The sequence below is a fragment of the Marinovum sp. 2_MG-2023 genome, assembly GCF_030548265.1.
Taxonomy (GTDB): domain Bacteria; phylum Pseudomonadota; class Alphaproteobacteria; order Rhodobacterales; family Rhodobacteraceae; genus Marinovum.
Genome location: NZ_JAUOSD010000036.1, coordinates 1 through 20,793, shown reverse-complemented (window position 1 = coordinate 20,793; position 20,793 = coordinate 1). Strand labels below are relative to the sequence as shown.

The window sequence follows — 20,793 nt, the reverse complement described above, 5'->3', positions numbered from 1 at the left end:
ATGTTCTGTGCAGCATAATACCCGGCAGGGTCAAGGCGGCGCGACCTTCTGTACCCGCAGAGCCTGAGTGATATGTTCCACTCAGGCCACATCGGAAGAAAATTCAACTGAACGCGCAAAGTTATGAAAACATGTCTCCGGTAAACCTATTATTTATCGAGTTTAACGTTATAGACATCAACGACATGCAAATCTTAGCCCGCCCTCAAGTATGGCAGAGACTTTAAGTTATAAAATTGGCCTTAAGCCGTGTGCAATATCAACAGAGCCCAAGTAGCATTTTTCAGCCTCACGCAGCGCGCAGCTTCATGACACACTATCTAACGAATGGATGAATAATGGCAGTATTGAACGGTAGCCCGAATCCCGAAGCAATTCCCGGTACACCAGCGGATGACAGTATCACCGGATTTGCAGGCAACGATACACTCAGCGGTCTGGGTGGCAACGATACGTTGTTGGGGGGCTCCGGTCTTGATGTGCTTGATGGTGGGGACGGCAATGACAGCCTGCAGGGCGGTGCCTCGGCGGAGGCTGATACACTGTCGGGTGGTGCAGGTAACGATACGCTGCACGGCGAGGGTGGCAACGACAGCCTGCAAGGGGATTCAGGCAATGACGAGCTGAACGGCAATGTCGGCGACGACACGCTGGATGGGGGTGCCGACGACGACACCCTGTCCGGTGGGAGCGGCAATGACAGCCTCATAGGCGATGCAGGCAACGACACGTTATTTGGGGCGGATGGGGCCGATACACTGAATGGCGGCGACAATGACGACGGTGTTTTTGGCGGCATCGGGAATGACACGCTGAGTGGTGGCGCTGGCAACGATTCCATGAACGGCAATGATGGCGACGACCTGCTTCAGGGCGACACCGGCAATGATATGTTGATCGGCGAAAGCGGCAATGACACCTTGTTTGGCGGGGCCGGTGACGACAGCCTGACCGGTGGGGTCGGGAATGATACGCTGGAAGGTGGCGATGACAATGACACGCTCTCGGGCGGTACAGGTCTTGACCATCTGATCGGCGGGGCGGGTAACGACACGCTTTCGGGTAATGAAAACGACGATGTCCTGGATGGCGACGCGGGCAATGACCTGCTCGAGGGCGGCGACGGCAACGATACGTTGAATGCAGGGGCCGGCACCGATACGCTGGTCGGCGACGCGGGCAATGACCTGCTGAACGGGAGCAATTCCGGCGATGCCCTGTTCGGCGGCATCGGGAATGATACCGTGGCCGCAGGCACCGGGAATGATACGATCAACGGCAATGATGGTGATGACAGCCTCAGCGCCAGCGGCGGTGACGATTCCATTATTGGCGAAGACGGCAATGACTCAATTGGCGGCGGTGCTGGCAATGATACCGCCAGCGGCGGACTCGGCAGCGATATCCTGTCAGGTGGTGACGGCAATGATGACCTGTCCGGCGGGTTTGGGCTCGACACCTTGTATGGCGGTGATGGCAACGACACCGTGCTTGGCAATGAAAACAACGACAGCATCGAAGGCGGTGATGGCGACGACAGCCTTGTTGGTGGCACCGGCAATGACATTCTGACCGCGGGTGGGGGCGGCAGCGACACCATGGAGGGTGGCGATGGCAACGACACCATCACCGGCGGGGCCGGGAACAGCGGCCTGTTTGGCGGGCTCGGGTTCGACCTGATCTCGGGCGGGGCCGGCAATGACACCATCAATGGCAACGAAGGCAACGACACCATCACCGGTGGCGGTGGCAATGACAGCATCGACGGCGAAGAAGGCAATGACAGCCTGACCGGGGACAGTGGCAATGACACCATCTCAGGCGGCGAAGACCAGGACACGCTGATCGGCAATGACGGCGACGACATCCTGCGCGGCAATGAAGACGCTGATATTCTCAATGGCGGGGCCGGGGATGACCTGCTTGAAGGGGGCGACGGCAACGACACGCTCAACGCGAGCACCGGAACAGATACGCTGATCGGCGACGCCGGCAACGATGTGCTGAACGGCGGCGATGACGGCAACGCACTCTTTGGCGGCTTCGGCGGCGATGCCATTACCGCAGGCATCGGCAATGACACCATCAACGGCAACGAAGGCAACGACACCATCACCGCCAATGCCGGTAATGACAGCGTTGATGGTGAGGACGGCAACGATTCCATCACCGGCGATACTGGCAGCGATACAATTTCGGGCGGCGAGGGCGATGACACGCTGATCGGCGGGCAGGGCAATGATATCCTGCGCGGCAACGAAGATCGTGACTTCCTCAGCGGCAGCGCGGGCAATGACTTGCTCGAAGGCGGGGCCGGGAATGATACGCTGGACGCGGGCACTGGCATCGACACGCTGATCGGCGACGAAGGCGCGGACCTTCTCAACGGTGGCGACGAAGGCAACAACCTGTTCGGGGGTCTGGGCCGGGATACGTTGAACGGGGGCGACGGCGACGATTCCATGAACGGCAACGAACAGGGCGACAGCCTTGTTGGGGGTGCCGGCCGGGATACCCTGATTGGCGAAGATGGCGATGACACGCTCGAAGGTGGCGACGGTGATGATCCGCTGATCGGCGGCGGCTTGGGCAACGACCTGATCCGTGGCGGCGCGGGTGAAGATTTCGTCACCGGCAACGAAGGGGATGACACCGTCTTTGGCGGCGAAGGCGACGATTTTGTTTCCGGCTTTGACGGCAATGACGAAATCTTTGGCGGCGATGGCAATGACCACGTTGGCGGCAACAAAGGGGATGACTTTGTTCATGGTGGCGCGGGTGATGATTTCGTGTTTGGCGACCATGACGAAGACGTCGTGTTTGGCGGGTTGGGCAACGATTATATCGAAGCCAACCACGGCACCGACCGCTTCATTCATGGTGGCGCGGACGAAGACACGCTGATCTTTGTCTATCAGGCTGAGGCAGATTTCGAGATCGCTGATATCACGGTCACGTCCGGGCCTGCCTTTGGCTTTGCCGGGGCCACCGGCGGTTTGGGCGATGACGTGGTCCGCGGGGCCGATCTTGTCGGGTTCCTTGACGGCGGCGACGGCAACGATCTGGTTGATGGCTCAACCGCACGCACCGACATTACCGACAGCACGGGTGCACGCTTTAGCATTGCGGGCGGCACGCGGCTGCTTGGTGGCAATGGCCATGATATCCTGATGGGCAGCGCCACCGACAACACCTTTTACGGCGATCAGAGCCTGGTGATGAACGCGCATGTCAACACACTCAACAACCTCACCGGGGCACAGGGCAACACCGCCGAATGGCGCGCCGCGATGGATTTTATCTTTGATTTCGATAATTCTATTGTCACCGGTGCCTTTACCACCCCGACACAGGCCTTTGCGGATATCTTTGTAATCGGGCGCAACCACGATTACCTGTTCATCGATTCCGCCACCCCGACCCAGATCATTGGCAACCCCAGTGATGGCACAGATGTCATCATGGATTTCGACCCGTTGCTTGATAAACTCGACATGAGCGCAACCGGGCGCAGCGCCGAGTTCCTGTTTTCGCAGATGGTGCAAAATGGTGCGGATGTCGAACTGACCAGTGCGCGCGGCACGGTCATTCTGAAAAATACGCAGCTGTCGGATCTGACGGTGAATATTTTTGATCTGGATGGTCTGGCTCAGGGCAGCACCGCTCCGTTCCTTGATGATTTCATCGAAGACCCAACCCCGGATGTCATTGATGACAGCCCGGCGGACAACACGGTTCGGGTGTCGGTTGTGGATGACATCGCCACAGATCTTGGTCAGACCGAAGGCCATGACCACATCTACTTCGTCTCAACGCTTGATCTGGATACCCAGCTTCAGTTGCGGGATTCGACCCAGACCCTGGGCTTTGGCGACGACATCTATTTCGACAACGCAGAAGGCAACAACATCGGCGGCAACGCCGGCAACGACATCATCATCATGCGGGATGGCGATGATGAAGTTCACGCAGACGACAAACAGGATTTTGCCACCGGCGGTTCCGGCGATGACCGGGCCGAAGGCAACCGCGGCGATGACATGATGTGGGGCGAGGGCGGCAGCGACAACCTGCTTGGCGGCTTTGGCGACGATATTCTGGATGGCGGTGCGGGCAATGACGCACTTACCGGTGACTTCGGCAATGACACGTTGACCGGTGGCGGCGGCAATGATGCGATTGACGGCTCTAATGGCGATGACTTTATCCGGGGTGACGGCGCAACCACACTGGCGGAATTCCGCCAGTGGGTGATCACCGAATTCTATGGTGTCTCAATGACCGCTTACGACCCGGCGATACACAGCGCGGGCTATTTCGACCTTGAAAACCTGCGCATCCGGCCCGAATTCTATGACCCCAACGATCCAAATTCCCAATATGACATCGTTATTCCGGCAAGCCTGACCGTGGTTGACGGCGATGACGTCCTCTTTGGCGGCTATGGCAATGACACCATCCTTGGCGGTGGCGGCAATGACACGCTGAAAGGCGGTCAGGGTCAGGACAGTCTTTTCGGCGGAGCCGGTAATGATGAAATGCACGGCTGGAGCGGCAATGACACCATTCTGGGCGGAAATGGCCGGGATTCGATCAGCGGTGATATGGGGAGCGACACGCTCAATGGCGGCAACGGAAGTGATACCCTGTCCGGGGGCACCGAAGCCGACCGATTGGATGGCGGCGCTCAGAATGATACGCTGATGGGCGGTGACGCCAACGACACCCTGATTGGCGGCGGCGGTGCGGACCGTATCTTTGGCGATGCGGGCGATGACACGATCAACGGCGGCACCCAAAATGACACATTGTTGGGTGGGAACGGTGTTGACACGCTGAACGGCGAAGGGGGCAACGACCGGTTGTTTGGCGGCAATGACAATGACATTCTCAATGGCGCAATCGGGAACGACAATCTTCAGGGTCAGAATGGCGGCGATACGCTGAATGGCGGCGATGGCAACGACACGCTTGGTGGCGGCAACGGCAATGACATCCTTAATGGTGGCAATGGCAATGACCGGCTTTTGGGGCACGGAGACAACGATATTCTGCGCGGCGGGGGCGCCAACGATGTCCTGCTTGGTGGCAATGGCAATGACCGACTCTTTGGTGACGGCGGGGCTGACGTCCTGCGCGGCGGGGGCGGCAATGACGTGCTTACCGGTGGTATCGGCGATGACGATCTGTTTGGCGACAACGGCAATGACCAATTGCTTGGCCATGGCGGGGCAGATTCCATGAGCGGGGGCGGCGGCGACGATACGCTGAACGGCCAAAACGGCAATGACACTGTATTGGGCGGGGCCGGCAATGATCAGCTTCGTGGTGGTGTCGGCAACGACCGCATGCTGGGCGAGGCTGGCAATGACAACATGCTGGGCGAAGGCGGTAACGATACTCAGCTTGGCGGGCTGGGCAATGACACGCTGAACGGCGGGGCCGGCAATGACCGCATGCTGGGCGAGGCTGGCAATGATGCTCTCTTGGGCGGCAATGGCAATGACGTGATCCTCGGGGGTACCAACAACGACACGTTGAACGGTGGCAATGGCGATGATGTGCTGAACGGTGGTCCCGGCGCAGATGTCTTCGTGTTCTCGGGCGCAGCCTTTGGCAATGACACGATCGAAAACTTCGCTCCGACACAAGGAAACGCGGTGAGTGATTCAATCGTGTTCGCCGCCGGCAGCGAAGTGGGCTCCTTTGCCGATTTCACCGCCGCCTCCAGCCAGGTCGGCAGCGATATCGTTTATGATCTAGGGGGAGACGGGGTGAACACAATCACCATCCTCAACACTCAGCTGTCCAACCTGACAGCAGACGATTTCAACTTCCTCTAAGCAAGCGGGTCAATCTAAGCGTATGGGGCACCGGTGTTTGGTGCCCCATACGCTTAGGATCACTGAGGAATACGATATAGATGTCCGAACGCTCTGCCGAACCTGCCACCGAACGTCCATGGCTCATCCTGACCCTACGTCGAACAGGGGGCACATCGCTGACGGCTTTTCTGTCAAGAGCGTCAAGTTTCCCAACACTTGAACACGAACCCTTTAACCCGGATCGTTCCCTCGGCCATATCACCCGCGCCTTTGTCGGGGGCGGTACGCGGGAAGATTTGCGTGAAAATATCGCGCAGGCCCTGACAGACAGGCCGAATATCAAGCATTGTATTGATGTGGTGGGTTTCAAAATCACCCAAGACCTGATCGATGCCTGTGTTGCGCGTGACTATGCCATCTTTGTACTGATCCGGCGCGATGAAGCCCGGCGGCTGGGCTCGCTTGTGTTGGCACAGGCAACCGGTGCGTGGGGACCGATCGAAGCGCGCCAGATCTATCCAAAAATTCGCACAGGGGATCTACGCCCGAACCCGATTGACCTCGATAAGCTGCGTTTACGGGTGGAGCGCGATCGCCAAGTGGCAATCCGGCTGTCAGGGTATTTGAAGGCCCGCGCCATTTCTTTTCGCCAGATTGTTTTCGAAGACCTGTATTACAGTTCGGTCCCGCTTGCCGAACAGGCGCGGGATATTGCACGCTTACTTGGGATTGCGCTGGCACCTGATGCACCCGATCTGCTCTATTTAACAAGGGGCGAGGCGCAACGCTCCGAAGATATCGCGCCATATGTGCCCGGATATCCAGAAGCGGTCACGCTTGCACAAACCCTGTGCCAGAATCCGCCCACCCCCCATCGCAAGAGAAGCTCAGCCCAAGACAACACTAGGTCCATTCCCCGGATACACCCCGCTGGCGGCTATGTGTTCATCATAACCTATGGGCGGTCTGGCTCGACGTTGTTGCAAAATCTTCTGAACAATATTCCCGGCTATCAAATCCGCGGTGAGAATAACAACGCATTACCCCCGCTTGTGCAGAGCTGGAACGCCATTCGTCAATCCGAACCCATGTCTGGTCTGCGCAAGGCCGGTGCCACAACCAGCCAAAACCATCCGTTTTTCGGGGCTGAAAATGTCGACCCCAAACAATATGGCAAAGCGCTGGCCGCCTGTTTCACTCAAAACGTGCTCAGGCCTGAACCCGGCACCCGCGTCTCGGGTTTCAAGGAAATACGTTTTCACATGCGCCCAAAACTATTTGCCCCGACGCTGCGCTTCCTACGCATGTTCTTTCCGCGCTGTCGGTTTGTCTTTAACACCCGCAACCACGACGCGGTCAGCAACTCAGGCTGGTGGGCGACGATGGACAAAGCTGCTGTGCTGGCAGAGCTGGCCGAAGCCGAGGCACTCTTTTCGCGCTACATCGCCCGCAACCCTGACCATTGCTGCCATGTCCATTACGACACCTATGTAAAGGACCCAACAACCCTGAAACCTCTCTTTGATTTTTTGGGTGAGCCGATGGATCCCGACATTGTGGCCCGTGTTTTTGACAGGCGTCTTGACCATGCACGTGGCACAAGCAAAAAAAGCTAGGTGTTGTCAGCCCGGATCTGCTCTAGATCCTTCGCCAGCGAGGCTTGCAAGTCACCAAGCTCCGAGGCGGTTTTCGCCTCGGAAATATACCGGTCATAGCGGCGGCGCAGTCCGGCCAGGTGCCCCGACAACAGGCGAAAGGAGGCTGCTTTCGCTACGATCTTTTGCGCCAGATCCTGCACGGTTTCGCCGGCCTGATCCGCTTCGGCCTGTAACGGTGCGATATCCTCAGCCGTTACACAATCCGCAAGCAACCGATGCGCGGCCTGCTCCTTGGACTGCCAGGACAAACATTCCGTCAGTGATCTTTCACCGGACAAAACCTCTGCATGAGCGTCAAGTGCATCGGCAAGCGTTTGACGTGCCTTGATACGGGCCTCTCTCAGCGCGCCTTCTGCGCGCGCCTTGGCGGTAACAATCTGGCTCCAGTCAATATTAGACATTGCCGCGCTCCTTGTGATGACCATGTTCCGGCAGGAGGATATCCCCGTCTTCCTGCACGATTAACTGCTTCGGGTGCCGGGTCATTTCAGGTGCTTCAGGCCCGTGCGGTAAAACAATCGTTAGGCATACGATGCCATCCTTGCGGGTCACCGGGCCCACAATCCATTCCGAAGCAACCGCAGCGGAAGGCAGCATCGCCCCTTCTGGCAGGTCGGTGAAGTCGAATATGTCACCATCAATAAACAGAATATCTCCCCGCTGTTTCAGAACAGGTCGGGCATCGTGCCGCATCGGCATAAATTCAATTTTCATGTTCTCTCCTCAGAACCAACGCCCCATGGCGACCACGCCGACATAGGCCGCAATCTGCGACCCGGTGGTATCAAAAGCATAAAGATCGACACTCATGGTCGAGTTGCTGGCAGACGTCGCCGTTATTGCCGACGTGCCGCCCGCTGCCAATGATAGCCGCGGAGCGGCAATAAACATTGCCGGCCAGATCCGCGTAAACGCCGAGCCAGCATTGGTCAGAACCACGCTGGAACAAATTTGCGTCCCATCCGCAAAACGGATGTAATCACCATTGGCATTGCTGCCGCCCTCGATCACGGCACCGGTTGGCACCCCAGAAAGTTGTGCAACTGTGCCAACGACATTTCCCGGGCTATAGGCATAATCCGCCCGCGCCAAGCGTCCCGGCGTGATGTCGGTTGGGCTGGCCTGCACAGCGGCGCCCGACACATGGCCGCTTGTCGCATTTACCACCAGTGCATCATTCCAGCTGCTGCCATCAGCAGACACCTTAAAACTCAGATCATTGCTGCCCGTTAATCCGATCTCGGCATGTCCGACCCAGTCAGACTGGAACAACAATGCCGACGTGTCACCAAGAGCGGCCTTGTTAACCACTACCCGATGGTCACTTCCATCATGGCTCAACAGAGAGGCATCCGCACTCACGGACAAGCGATTGGTTGCGTCTGCGGTTGTGTTGATGCCCAGATGATGCAGGTTGTCCTGTGTGCCCGGCACCTGTGTCCAGGCTCCACCATCCCAAATCCGCAACTCCTGCGTTGCGAGCCCCCAAGAGCGCCAGCCTTCTTTTGGCGCAACAAACCCCCAGGCTGTCCCGTCCCAGACCGCAAGCATATTGTCCTGCCCGGCCCAGCCCCCTGTCGCCCCGGTTCCCAAGGCAAAGACATCGCCTTCTGCGGGTGTTGGCGGCGGGATGACAAGATCGAAACCCTGCACCCTCAGCTGTACCAGCGCATCCAAAAGCCGGAGCGCCTCGTTATGGGTCACATGCTTTTGGGCTTGGGACGGCTGAAGATAAGGCAACTCAAGCTGTGTGGTGTTAGACATATCATCTCCAGAGTGCGACTGCGAACAATCGCAAACATGTCTCTGAAGTGTTAAGGAAGCCCAGACAGACCGCGCGGTATCGATGGCCTGTCGGCCCATGCGAGCCTGATCATCAACAGAGCTTTGCGAACAAACATCCCCAGCCGCGCACTTAAGGGGGGCACGGCCGGATCATTTCACATTGTCAGCACTCATTTCCAGTGACTGCATCACAACATGGTTTAAAATCAATATCTTAAAGGGGATCAAACGTGATCTGTGCCTCGGTCAAGGTTGCGTTCCCGTTCTCGAACACCCCGTTTGCAAGGGCGAACATTGCACCTCTGACCGCTTGGGAACTGCTTAAAACCGCATTGATATGCGCCCCGCATACTCCTGCTGCTGTCAAACAGAAAATCACGTCCTGACCGGGCTGCAAGCCACCTGTTGATCAGAAACCCGACCCTGCATTTGTCAGACAAGCCCGATAAACCGCCACGCTCTCTTGCAGGACCACCTCTGAGAGGTTCGAAACCCTGGGCGATGCAAGACGCAAGCTTGCCCTATGGCGATATGACTACAACAACGTCAGGCCGCACTCGTCGATCGGCAACAAAACACCCGCAGAAGCGCGCCGGACGCTTGAGCAATTTGAGGGCTCCGCGCCCGCCGCGCTTGCCCAAACCGACGACCAAAACTATGAAAACCAGACCCGCAAACTCTTGTTATGAATGAGGAAGCCATCGGGGGCAGGTCAAGACCCACGTATCTGACGAAACTCAGGAGAAGCAGATAAACCATTGGTGGTTTGCAAAGCGCCACGATAAGATTCAAGGGATTTTTCATTTCATCCATTGAAGGTAATTCGCCTCATGCCAATCATTTCCGAAACCACGGATGCCCCCGAAAATAACACAACCCCCTACCAGATCGCTGCCGGCGATGTGTTCGAAGGCACGATTTCGCCCGAAAGTGATGCCGACTGGATTGCTATTTCGCTGACCGAGGGGGTGCCGGTTACGATCGACGTCACCGGCGTAGACCTGTCTGATACTTACCTAACCTTGTTCGACTCCGCGGGTGTTTTGGTGGGCTACAACGATGACAGCAACGGCAATCTGGATTCACAGCTGCGCTTCATCGCGGATCAGACGGGCATGTTTTACATTCAGGTCACCTCGTATGCTGGGAATTTTTCCGGCAGTTACGAGGTACGCGCGACCTTCGCTGAAGTCCTGACTGACATGGACGATAACTTTATCGGTACCGCCGGTTCCGACGAGGTGTCAGCATTGGGCGGCTACGACACACTTGATGGGGGCGAGGGCAACGACACGCTTTTCGGCAACGAAGGCGACGATAACCTTCAGGGTGGTCCAGGTGACGACCGGCTTTCCGGCAACGAAGACGACGATAACCTTCAGGGTGGTCCAGGTGACGACCGGCTTTTCGGCAACGAAGGGAATGACACCCTGCTGGGCCAAGATGGCCATGACTACCTTAATGGCGGGTTCGGCGACGATACGCTGGACGGTGGCCCGGGTGATGATGATCTTCGCGGCTCCGATGGCAACGACGACCTGCAGGGGGGAGATGGCCATGACTACCTTGATGGCGGTGTCGGGGACGATACGCTGGATGGTGGTGCCGGCGATGGTGTTCTTTTTGGGGGCGCGGGCAACGACAGCTTGCTGGGTGGCGATGATAACGATCACCTCGAAGGCGACGAGGGCAGTGATACGCTGAATGGCGGCGCGGGGGATGACGTATTAGTCGGCTCCGGCGGCTATGACGACCTTCAGGGCGGCGAGGGTAATGACGAGCTTATCGGCGGTAACGGCGATGACACCCTGCAAGGGGGCCCGGGCAACGATTCCCTGAGAGGTGAGTCCGGTATTGATGTCGTGGACGGTGGCGAGGGCGACGACATGATTTATAGCCATAACGGCAATGACAGCCTTTATGGCGGCGACGGCAACGACCTTTTCATCCATGATTATTATTCTGGAACCTCCATAGGCCTGCTGATGGATGGGGGCGATGGGGTTGATACTGTCCAGTTTTATAACAGATACTCCTACGGCCCCGAAAATCTTGCGATTTCGCTGGATGGCAGTTTTGGCAATGTCGGCATGACATTTGTTTCGATCGAGAACCTTGAAGGAACCCATGGCGAAGACACGCTGATTGGCGACGCCTCTGATAACACCCTGCGTGGCCGCCACTCTGGAGATCTGCTGATTGGTCGGGCCGGGGACGATATTGTAAAAGGCGGGCGTGCCGACGACACGGTCCGGGGCGGCGATGGTGACGACCGGCTGGAAGGCAATGAAGACGATGACATGTTGGGCGGTGGCGCGGGTGATGACACGCTGTTTGGCGGATCCGGCCACGATGAGCTGATCGGTGGCGGTGGTGCCGACGAGATGCGCGGTGGCGTGGGCTATGATACCGTCAACTACATCTATGCCACACAAGGCGTGATCCTGTCGCTGGCCGATCAAGCACTGAATGCGGGGGCGGCTTTGGGCGATATGCTCTATTCTATCGAAGTGGTAAACGGATCGCCCTTTGACGATATGCTGACCGGTAATCAATACAGCAACACCCTGCGCGGACGGCAGGGATCGGACACGCTTGATGGTGGCGCGGGCAACGATTGGCTGAACGGTGGCACGGGCAATGATGAAATCACCGGCGGCTCCGGGGCGGACAAGATGTTCGGCGGCGACGGTGCGGATGATTTCATGTTCGATTTCGGTGACGGGGCTGACACAATTGGCGATTTCGGCGCGAATGACGAAATCTTCCTTGATCCCGCCCTTTTGGGCGGCGCCACAACCGCTGCACAGGTGATCGCGCAATTTGCCAGTGTCGACGGAGCTGATATCGTGCTGGATTTCGGTAACGGTGATAGCCTGCGTCTGAACGGTTATGATGACCTGAACGCACTTGAGGCACAGCTGTTCTGATATCAAACCCTTTTCGCCTGCACCAAGACGGTGCGGGCGAAAAGGCTGTTGGCTGGATGTACCATAAGGTAGAGATGGCACATGCTGATTGGGACGACCAAATCATTCATTTTTGTGGCCAACACCAAAACCGCCTCGACGTCTGTCGAACGGGCGCTCAAACCCCATGCCGACATCCATTACGCGGGAACCTCCGAACGCAAGCATGTTCCACTCAAGGAATTGACCAAACTTTACCCCGAGGTGACCGGCGGGCCATTTGGGGCGGCGGAAAGGGAGCGTTTCTTTACCTTTGGTGTGATGCGGGACCCTATTGATTGGATAGGATCATGGTATCGCTACCGAAAAGGCAACCCAGAGGTGCACAATCCGTTGCCTGATGGCATGACATTTGAGCAATTCTGGGCCCGGCGCGACTGGAACGTGGTTTGTGCGAACGGGGAAAATTATTTGCAACGCCGATTGTTCTGCTGCCCCAAGGGCGCGGTTCTGGCGGATGTGATTATTCCTTACGAGCGTCTGGACGAAATGTTTGGTGAAATTTGCGAAGGCCTGGGCGTCAAAAGCCCATTGCCGCGCAGAAATGTCAGCCGCCTGACCGAATTCAAGATTCCAGAGGCGATGATAGAACCGCTGCAAAAACATTATGCTCTGGACTTTGAACTGCGCAGCCGGCTGGATGAAATCAACGAAAAAGGCATGGCCAAGCTACGTGCCCGGGGGTGACCTTTGGATTGGCCGGCAGGCCAGCGATGACAAGATCACCCCTACAGCCGGATAGATTGAGCTTGGAAAAATCGTAATAACGTTTAACGTAAAGATTAAATCCTTTTGAAATAATGTGATCCTGTCATGCCCCAGATTTCAGAATTTATTCTCAACCTAAGCGACGTTGATTCTTTGAACATTTATCCACAGACCGGGGATTTAATAATCGCCGAAACCGGGGTGGATTCCCTATATGGCCTGGTTCTTGATTCCAGCAACATTGATGCATTTCAGAATCAGGGGCGCACGTTTATTGGCTATCTGAACGTCTCTGTGACCGATCATAACCGGAACTACTGGGACAACGCCTGGGTGACTTTCAGTGACCCCGCGGAGAAAGACATTGGCACCGTCAATCCTGTTGCTCCTGCGTGGCTAATTGACAACCATGGTTATGCCCAAGATCCGGATGGCACGGTGCATGGCCGGATCGTCGATTATACCAATCCCGAATGGCAGCAGCGGCTGATTGATGTCGCGGTCCTTATGGTCACGGCCCCCGCGCAGGGCGGGTTGGGGGCCGATGGTGTGTTTTTGGATGATGTCGGACGCTATTATGACGCCGCTGGTGTGTCGTATACCATAGAACAGGCAGCGCAGGACATGATTGCCCTCGTCAATGCCATTGCTGATGCGGTACGTGCGGTAAGGCCTGATGCCTATATCACTGTGAATTCCGGCGCCTATATCGGCTGGGACAGCGCGCAACCCGTTGATCCGGCCACCATCGCCTATTTTGAGAATGTCGATGCGCTGCTGATGGAGGCTCAGTTTGGCGCGGCATGGGACGATGTGCTGCAAAACACCACTCATTGGGTGCCAGGGCATGACTTCTTCGCTGTCGAACACGCCGATAACCCGAGTCTTGGTGCCCAGGCTTTTGCCGATTGGGCACGCGAAAACGGGGTGGTGCCGCATGTCGCGGCGGACAACAGCTATAGTGATCCGGCTGTAACCCCCGCGCCCGGCTCTTCGGCATCCGAAGTTCTGGAAGGCGGCGATGGCCCCAATGACATCAGAGCTTTGGCAGGGGCTGATACGATCACGGGTGGCTCCGGCGATGACACAATCGCAGGCAATCGCGGCAATGATGACATTCGCGGGGATGCGGGGGCGGACTCGATCCTCGGGCTTGAGGGAAATGATGTTCTGCGGGGCGGGGCCGATGATGATTTGCTGCTGGGGGGCGTGGGCAATGATCTGATCCTTGGCAACCGGGGACAGGATATTCTGCAAGGCGGCAACAACAACGATACGTTGCTGGGTCAAGAAGGCCACGACCGAGTGTTTGGCGGCGCGGGCCAAGACACCGTCAATGGCGGTTCGGGCAATGATACTGTGGCGGGGGGCGGTGAAAACGACCGGGTGTTTGGAGAGGCGGGCAATGACCGCTTGTTTGGCAACCTTGGCAACGATCAGATATACGCCGGGAGCGGCAACGACACGGCCGAAGGTCATGCCGGCAATGACACACTGGCGGGGCGCGGGGGCGATGACGTTTTACGAGGCGGGCTGGGTCATGACGTTCTGAACGGTGACGCGGGCAATGACACGCTCTATGGCGGTACTGGCAACGATACCGCAACCGGTGGCAGCGGCGCGGACAGTTTTGTCTTCTTCGGCAATACCATTGGCAATGACACGATCACCGATTTCGCCGATGGTAGCGACCTTTTGCGGCTGGATGATGCGCTTTGGAGCGCAAGTGTGACCGGCACACTGACCGCAGCTCAGGTTATCGACATGTTTGGCGATGACAGCTCCGGTACGCTGGTTCTCGATTTCGGCGGCGGCAATACAATCACCCTGAACGGGATCACTTCCGGGATCGGGTTCGAGAGCAACGTGGAAATTTTTTGAAATTCCACGATTGCCAAAAGAAGTGAACTTGCGCAGCTTGAGAACAGAAACTTTCGACTAAAATTAATTAGATCCAGGGGACATTCATGCTTCTCACATACATCGGCACCGACTCCAGATTTTTCGATGCAGCCTTTTTTGACTCCAACGGAAATGGAAGTATCTCGATTGTCGGGGTGCCGACGGCAACGCAGATTGTTCTGGAAAACAGCGCAACCGGGATCACGACAACCCTGACCGGCACCGGGTTTGTTCTTGCGCCTGATGGAGCACCCATTTCAGGCACAATCACCGGTGCTATCTTTGCTCACAATAACGATACCCAGGCCACGATCAGTGATATCAGCTGGAACCTTGTGAGTTTCGACAATGCGCTTGGGGCCATTGAGGCGTCAAATGATTACGGCCCCCTGGCTTCGCTGATCAATGCCTCGGGAACGTTCACAATTGATGGCAGCGGTGCAGCCGGAGAGCTCTATCTTCAGGATGACTTTAATTATCTGTTGCCGCTGATCACGGCGCCAATGGATATTATCGGCACCGCATTTGAAGACCGGTTGCAGGGCGGGACGGGCAATGACACCATCACCCCCGGCACCAAAAGTGATACGGTTAATTATACCTATGACGACATTGAAGGGACGGTCGGCAATGATGTCATTGACCTGTCCAACGCCGGACCGCTGACCTTTGTACATCTGGATTATGAAAACATCGGAAGTGGTTTGACCCTCAACGCCGATGGCGTTGCCAATACCGGCTCGGTTATCGGGCCGGGCTTTAACGATACAATCGTTGATGTGCGCACCGCCATGCTGGCCGACGGGATTGGGCTGGAAGGGTCGGAATTTGACGATGTCTTTAATGTCACCAACACAACGGATGGCTGGTTTACCCTGTATGGCAACGAAGGCAACGATACCTATAACATTACCCTGAATGATGGTGGACGGATCAGCTTTAACTACGGGGCGGATCAGGCCCCGACACAGGGGGTGAGCGTCGACCTGTCGACGGGTGTGGTCAGCAATGATGGCTTTGGTTTTACGGACCAGATCAATGTGCTCGGGGGCACAGGGCGTCTGGAGATCCGGGCCACGGATATGAACGATTCCATCACCGGCAGCGATCGCGATGAAAGCTTTATCCTTGAACAAGGGAATGACACGGTTGACGGCGGTGACGGGATTGACCGGGTGCGCTATGATCGCTCGGGGGTCGGCGCGATTGAAGTTGATCTTCAGGCAGGGACGGCAACCGGCACCTGGGACGGCAATGCCTTCACCCACAGCCTGACAAGTATCGAATATGTGCGCGGTTCGCGCTATGACAATGACACCTTGCTTGGCAGCGCCGCGGATGAGCTTTTCTATGGTCGGGGCGGCGACGATCTTGTTGATGGCCGGGGCGGCGATGACCGGCTCTATGGCGAGGATGGCAATGACACGCTGACCGGCGGTGCTGGTCAAGACACATTGATTGGCGGGGCCGGTGATGACCTTGCCAATCTGGGTGACCAGGATGGTGCGCATGGCGGCACCGGTCAAGACACCTATGATTTCAGCATGGTCACGACGGATTGGTCCTGGATCTGGTATGGCAATCTGGACAACGGCATCTCAGTTAATATCAACGGCGTTGCCAATACCGGGTCGGTAGACAAAGGCATGTCTGGCACAGATACCTTGGTGGATGTGATGACCCCGCTCGATGGTGACGGGCTAAGCATTGATGGCACCGAAAGTAATGACACCTTCGCCATTACCCTGGCCAGTGGTCAGTGGATGGGTATTCAGGGGCTGGGTGGGGCGGACACTTATGCCTTTAGTGGCGATGGAACCATCCGGTTGAGCTTCCGCAACGGTGATCAAGGGCTGGAGATCAACACGGCTACCCGCATCATTGCAAATGACGGTTATGGCAATGCAGAAAGCTACACGGGCGATATCTGGGAAATCCGCGCGACCGATTACAATGACCGTATCACCGGCAGCGGTCTTGACGAAAGCTTTATCCTCGAACAAGGCGACGACACGGTTGACGGCGGTGGTGGGGTTGACCGCGTGCGCTATGACCGTTCGGGCGTTGGGCCGGTCGAAGTCGATCTTCAGGCCGGAACGGCAACCGGGACCTGGGATGGCAATGCCTTTACCCATAGCCTAACGAACATCGAAAGCGTGCGCGGGTCGACTTACGACGATGATGCGCTCTTGGGCAGTACCGTTGACAATGCGCTCTTTGGCTTTGGCGGTGACGATCTTTTGAATGGTCGCGGCGGGGCGGATTACCTGGAAGGTGGCGACGGGGCTGATACTTTGCTTGGGGGTAACGGCGGCGATTATCTTGAGGGTGAGGCTGATAATGACAGCTTGCTCGGCCAGAACGGCAATGACAGCCTTGTCGGGGGTAACGGCTTTGATACGCTGGGCGGTGGCGCGGGCAATGACACGTTGTCGGCCGGCAACGGCAATGACCGGATCTTTGGCGGCAATGGCCGGGATCAAGCCAACCTGGGTGCCGGTAACGACCTTTATACCGATACAGCCCAAAATAATGCCTTTGGCCGTGACACAGTAGAAGGCGGCACCGGGAATGACACGATCAATGGCGGCGGCGGCAACGATAGCCTGCTCGGGCAGGCCGGCAATGACAGCCTCGTCGGAGGTAACGGCTTTGATACGCTGAGCGGCAATGCAGGCAATGATACGCTGCTGGCAGGTAACGGCAACGACCGGGTTTATGGCGGCAATGGCCGGGATCAAGCCAATCTGGGCGCGGGGAACGACCTTTATGCCGACACGACCCAGAACAATGCCTTTGGCCGCGACACGGTAGAAGGCGGCGCCGGGAATGACACGATCAATGGCGGCGGCGGCAACGATAGCCTGCTCGGGCAGAACGGGAATGACAACCTTGTCGGGGGGAGCGGCTTTGACACGCTGGGCGGCGGCACTGGGGCTGATACGCTGTCAGGCGGGTTTGGTCAGGATATGCTGGCGGGGAATGGTGGCGATGATCGTCTGTTCGGCGGGGCGGACAGCGATGTGCTGAATGGTGGTTTTGGCAACGACACCGCAACCGGTGGCAGCGGCGCGGACAGTTTTGTCTTCTTGGGCAATACCATTGGCAATGACACGATCACCGATTTCGCCGATGGTAGCGACCTTTTGCGGCTGGATGATGCGCTTTGGAGCGCAAGTGTGACCGGCACACTGACCGCAGCTCAGGTTATCGACATGTTTGGCGATGACAGTTCCGGTACGCTGGTTCTCGATTTTGGCGGCGGCAATACAATCACCCTGAACGGGATCACCTCCGGGATCGGGTTCGAGAGCAACGTGGAAATTTTTTAGGCATCATCGCCAGAATCCACCCTCTCGGCAGGGTCGGCAGCTTCTTTGCACCTGCCGGCCGCGCGCGCGCCATTCATCGGAACCCCCTCTTTCATCATTCGAAAAAGGCCTGTTTTCAGACACCCCTGAATTTCGGGGGATTACCCAGAGACCCTTGCAGCGCCATCTGCGGAACGGGATCTTCAGCGGGGTTTCTATAGTCATTCAAATGAGTAGGCTGCGCGATGTTTCAAAATGTGACACCATCGGCGGGTTTGCCAACCGGGGGCAGCTTTGAATCTGTTCCTGCAATGGCTATGCAGTCTGTGAGCAATAGCAAAGTGCAGGTTTGAGTTTGATGAGGAAACGCGTTGTGACGCCGCCGGTTGTGGGTTCCGTTGTGGCCCCCGGTTTGGCCCCAGACGCTGGCGCAAGCAGATCATGGCTGCGCGCGCCACAGTTTCAACGGTTCCACCTCTCTCAGCAAAATGGCCAACAAAAAGGAATGCGCCCATGTGTGGTATCATAGCATTATTGGACAGCATCAGGTCGGCCCGTTGATTGTGGACGGGCTGCGCCGGTTGGAATATCGCGGCTATGACCGCGCTGGCATTGCCCCCCTCAGCGATGGCAAACTGAACTGACGCCGGGCAATTGGCAAGCTGGTCAACCTGTCTGACGCGCTGCTGCATGCCCCGCTTGAGGGCAAGATCGGCATTGGCCACACCCGCGGCCCCCCATGGCGCGCGGCGGGCGGGATTGTGCTGATCTCTGACAGCGAAGGGTTTGCCAAAGGCACCGATGTGGATCAGCTGCGCAACCTTGCGAAATCGGTAACCGTCGAATAGGGCTGAACCGCCCAAAATACGCCCAAACGCCCTTCTGGCACATCTTCAAAACGGAGCCTGTCACAGCCCATGCGCAAATATTTCGGAACCGATGGTATCCGCGGCCCGGCCAACACCGCGCCGATGACCGCAGATTTTGTGATGCGGCTGGCCGCAGCCACCGGGCGCTATTTTCGCCGCACCAACAACCAGCACCGGGTGGTGATTGGCAAAGACACGCGCCTGTCGGGTTATATGCTGGAAAACGCGCTAACGGCGGGGTTTACCTCGACCGGGATGAATGTGTTTTTGCTTGGCCCCGCGCCCACACCGGCAATCAGCCTGCTGACCCATTCGATGCGCGCCGATCTGGGGGTGATGATTTCCGCCAGCCACAACCCGGCCTCGGACAATGGTATCAAGTTTTTCGGCCCCGACGGCTTCAAGCTGTCGGATGCGGCGGAAATGGAGATTGAAGCGCTGATTGAAGCCGGTGTTGAACCGGCTGCCCCCAAAAACATTGGCCGCGCCAAACGGCTTGAGGATGCGGTTGGGCGCTATGTGGAATATGCCAAAACCACCTTTCCGCAACGCCGCCGTCTGGAAGGGCTGCGCATCGTGCTGGATTGCGCCAATGGGGCGGCCTATCGCGCCGCGCCGACCGTGTTGTGGGAACTGGGGGCCGAGGTGATCACGCTGGGCACCGATCCCAACGGGTTTAACATCAACGAGGAATGCGGCTCGACCCATCCAGAGGCCACCGTGCGCCGGGTGCGCGAAACCCGCGCCGATCTGGGAATTTGTCTGGACGGGGATGCCGACCGGGTGATCCTTGTGGACGAAACCGGCACGGTGATTGATGGCGATCAGATGATGGGCATGATTGCCAGCCGTTGGGCGCGCAATGGCCAGCTGACCGGCGGGTCGGTGGTGGCCACGGTGATGTCGAACCTCGGGCTGGAACAATATCTGGCGGCGCAGGGCGTGGGGCTGGAGCGCACCAAGGTCGGCGATCGCTATGTGGTGGAACGCATGCGCGAGAAACAGATCAACCTGGGCGGTGAACAATCCGGCCATCTGGTGATGACCGATTACGCCAGCACCGGCGACGGGCTGATCGGGGCGCTGCAATTTCTGGCGGAAATGGTGGAAAGCGGCGAAAAGGCCAGCGCGTTGGGGCATGTGTTCACACCGGTGCCGCAAAAGCTGGTCAATGTGAATTTCGCCCCCGGCACCGACCCGTTGCAAGACGGCGACGTATTGGAGGCGATTGCCAAGGGCGAAAAAGCGCTGGCCGGTCAGGGCCGTCTGGTGATCCGCCCCTCGGGCACCGAGCCGTTGATCCGGGTGATGGGCGAGGCCACCGATATGGCGGTTCTGGACGGGGTGCTGAACGATATTGTGGCGCGGATCAAGGCGGTCAAAGGGTAAACGCGCCTTGAACCAAGACATGGGGTATTGCCAAGTTGTTGTCATCTAATCTCATGGCGCTGCGCCACCTGGGTCACGCTCGCACCATCGACACCAACCGACATGACAATCTCAAGCTTGTCATCGTCATGCCAGAAACGTCGCCGTTCAACCCCAAGAATTTCGCCCCGCATCCCACACCCCGCTTAAGCGACGTTGTTAAACACGTGTCTTAGATCAAACCGCCAAGCTCAGGCAGGCGGCGCCAAAGGGGCGGTTACCAAATACGACTGACCAGATTGTCATAAATGGCTCAATAATTAACATAATCCTGATTATGGGGCGCGGCCTCTGTAGCCGCAAAGCTAAAATGTCACCCATGAGCAATTCAGGAATGT

At 57.4% G+C, this 20,793-nt stretch carries 11 protein-coding genes and 2 pseudogenes; 9 read left to right on the top strand and 4 right to left on the bottom strand.

Annotated features, from left to right (window positions below; translation table 11 throughout):
• Positions 1-338 precede the first annotated feature (338 nt).
• Together Q4577_RS22065 and Q4577_RS22060 are read left to right on the top strand one after the other, a co-directional pair.
• Complete coding sequence (locus tag Q4577_RS22065) at positions 339-5,843, top strand: hypothetical protein (RefSeq protein ID WP_303472858.1); 5,505 nt, start codon at positions 339-341, stop codon at positions 5,841-5,843.
• A gap of 80 nt (positions 5,844-5,923) precedes the next feature.
• Positions 5,924-7,441 (top strand): sulfotransferase, encoded by a 1,518-nt coding sequence (locus Q4577_RS22060; protein ID WP_303472856.1) that lies wholly within the window; start codon positions 5,924-5,926, stop codon positions 7,439-7,441.
• Here the strand turns inward: Q4577_RS22060 and Q4577_RS22055 are convergent.
• From Q4577_RS22055 to Q4577_RS22045, 3 genes are read right to left on the bottom strand one after another with little or no spacing between them, the layout of a single operon-like run.
• Positions 7,438-7,884 carry a hypothetical protein gene (locus Q4577_RS22055; RefSeq protein ID WP_303472855.1) on the bottom strand — a complete coding sequence of 149 codons (447 nt, stop codon included), beginning with the start codon at positions 7,882-7,884 and terminating at the stop codon, positions 7,438-7,440. The genes Q4577_RS22060 and Q4577_RS22055 overlap by 4 nt on opposite strands.
• Positions 7,877-8,197, bottom strand: a complete 321-nt coding sequence (locus Q4577_RS22050) for a hypothetical protein (protein WP_303472854.1) — start codon at positions 8,195-8,197, stop codon at positions 7,877-7,879. Before Q4577_RS22050 ends, Q4577_RS22055 begins: the two co-directional genes overlap by 8 nt.
• Before the next feature lie 9 nt (positions 8,198-8,206).
• A complete protein-coding gene (locus Q4577_RS22045) occupies positions 8,207-9,247 on the bottom strand; it encodes a DUF2793 domain-containing protein (protein WP_303472853.1) in 1,041 nt (346 codons plus the stop codon).
• 506 nt (positions 9,248-9,753) lie between these two features.
• On the opposite strand from Q4577_RS22045, the pseudogene Q4577_RS22040 reads away from it, so the two are divergent.
• The 7 genes and pseudogenes from Q4577_RS22040 to glmM form a co-directional block, all read left to right on the top strand.
• Positions 9,754-9,957, top strand: a pseudogene (locus tag Q4577_RS22040) (integrase core domain-containing protein); the annotation flags it as partial.
• 141 nt (positions 9,958-10,098) lie between these two features.
• Positions 10,099-12,198, top strand: coding sequence for a calcium-binding protein (locus Q4577_RS22035; protein ID WP_303472851.1), 2,100 nt, complete (start codon positions 10,099-10,101; stop codon positions 12,196-12,198).
• Positions 12,199-12,279: 81 nt separating this feature from the next.
• Positions 12,280-12,924 (top strand): sulfotransferase family 2 domain-containing protein, encoded by a 645-nt coding sequence (locus Q4577_RS22030; RefSeq protein ID WP_303472849.1) that lies wholly within the window; start codon positions 12,280-12,282, stop codon positions 12,922-12,924.
• 354 nt (positions 12,925-13,278) lie between these two features.
• A complete protein-coding gene (locus tag Q4577_RS22025; protein WP_303472847.1) occupies positions 13,279-14,826 on the top strand; it encodes a hypothetical protein in 1,548 nt (515 codons plus the stop codon).
• An 86-nt stretch (positions 14,827-14,912) separates the two neighbouring features.
• The gene (locus Q4577_RS22020; RefSeq protein ID WP_303472845.1) at positions 14,913-18,179 is read left to right on the top strand and encodes a calcium-binding protein; all 3,267 of its coding nucleotides are present in this window, start codon (positions 14,913-14,915) and stop codon (positions 18,177-18,179) included.
• A gap of 492 nt (positions 18,180-18,671) precedes the next feature.
• Positions 18,672-18,889 (top strand): annotated as a pseudogene (locus Q4577_RS22015) (glutamine--fructose-6-phosphate aminotransferase); the annotation flags it as partial.
• 186 nt (positions 18,890-19,075) lie between these two features.
• Positions 19,076-20,416: a phosphoglucosamine mutase gene (gene glmM, locus Q4577_RS22010; RefSeq protein WP_303472843.1), complete on the top strand. Its 1,341-nt coding sequence runs from the start codon at positions 19,076-19,078 to the stop codon at positions 20,414-20,416.
• 41 nt (positions 20,417-20,457) lie between these two features.
• Here glmM and Q4577_RS22005 read toward each other — a convergent pair whose 3' ends face one another.
• Positions 20,458-20,589, bottom strand: a complete 132-nt coding sequence (locus Q4577_RS22005; protein WP_303472842.1) for a transposase — start codon at positions 20,587-20,589, stop codon at positions 20,458-20,460.
• Positions 20,590-20,793: the final 204 nt, after the last annotated feature.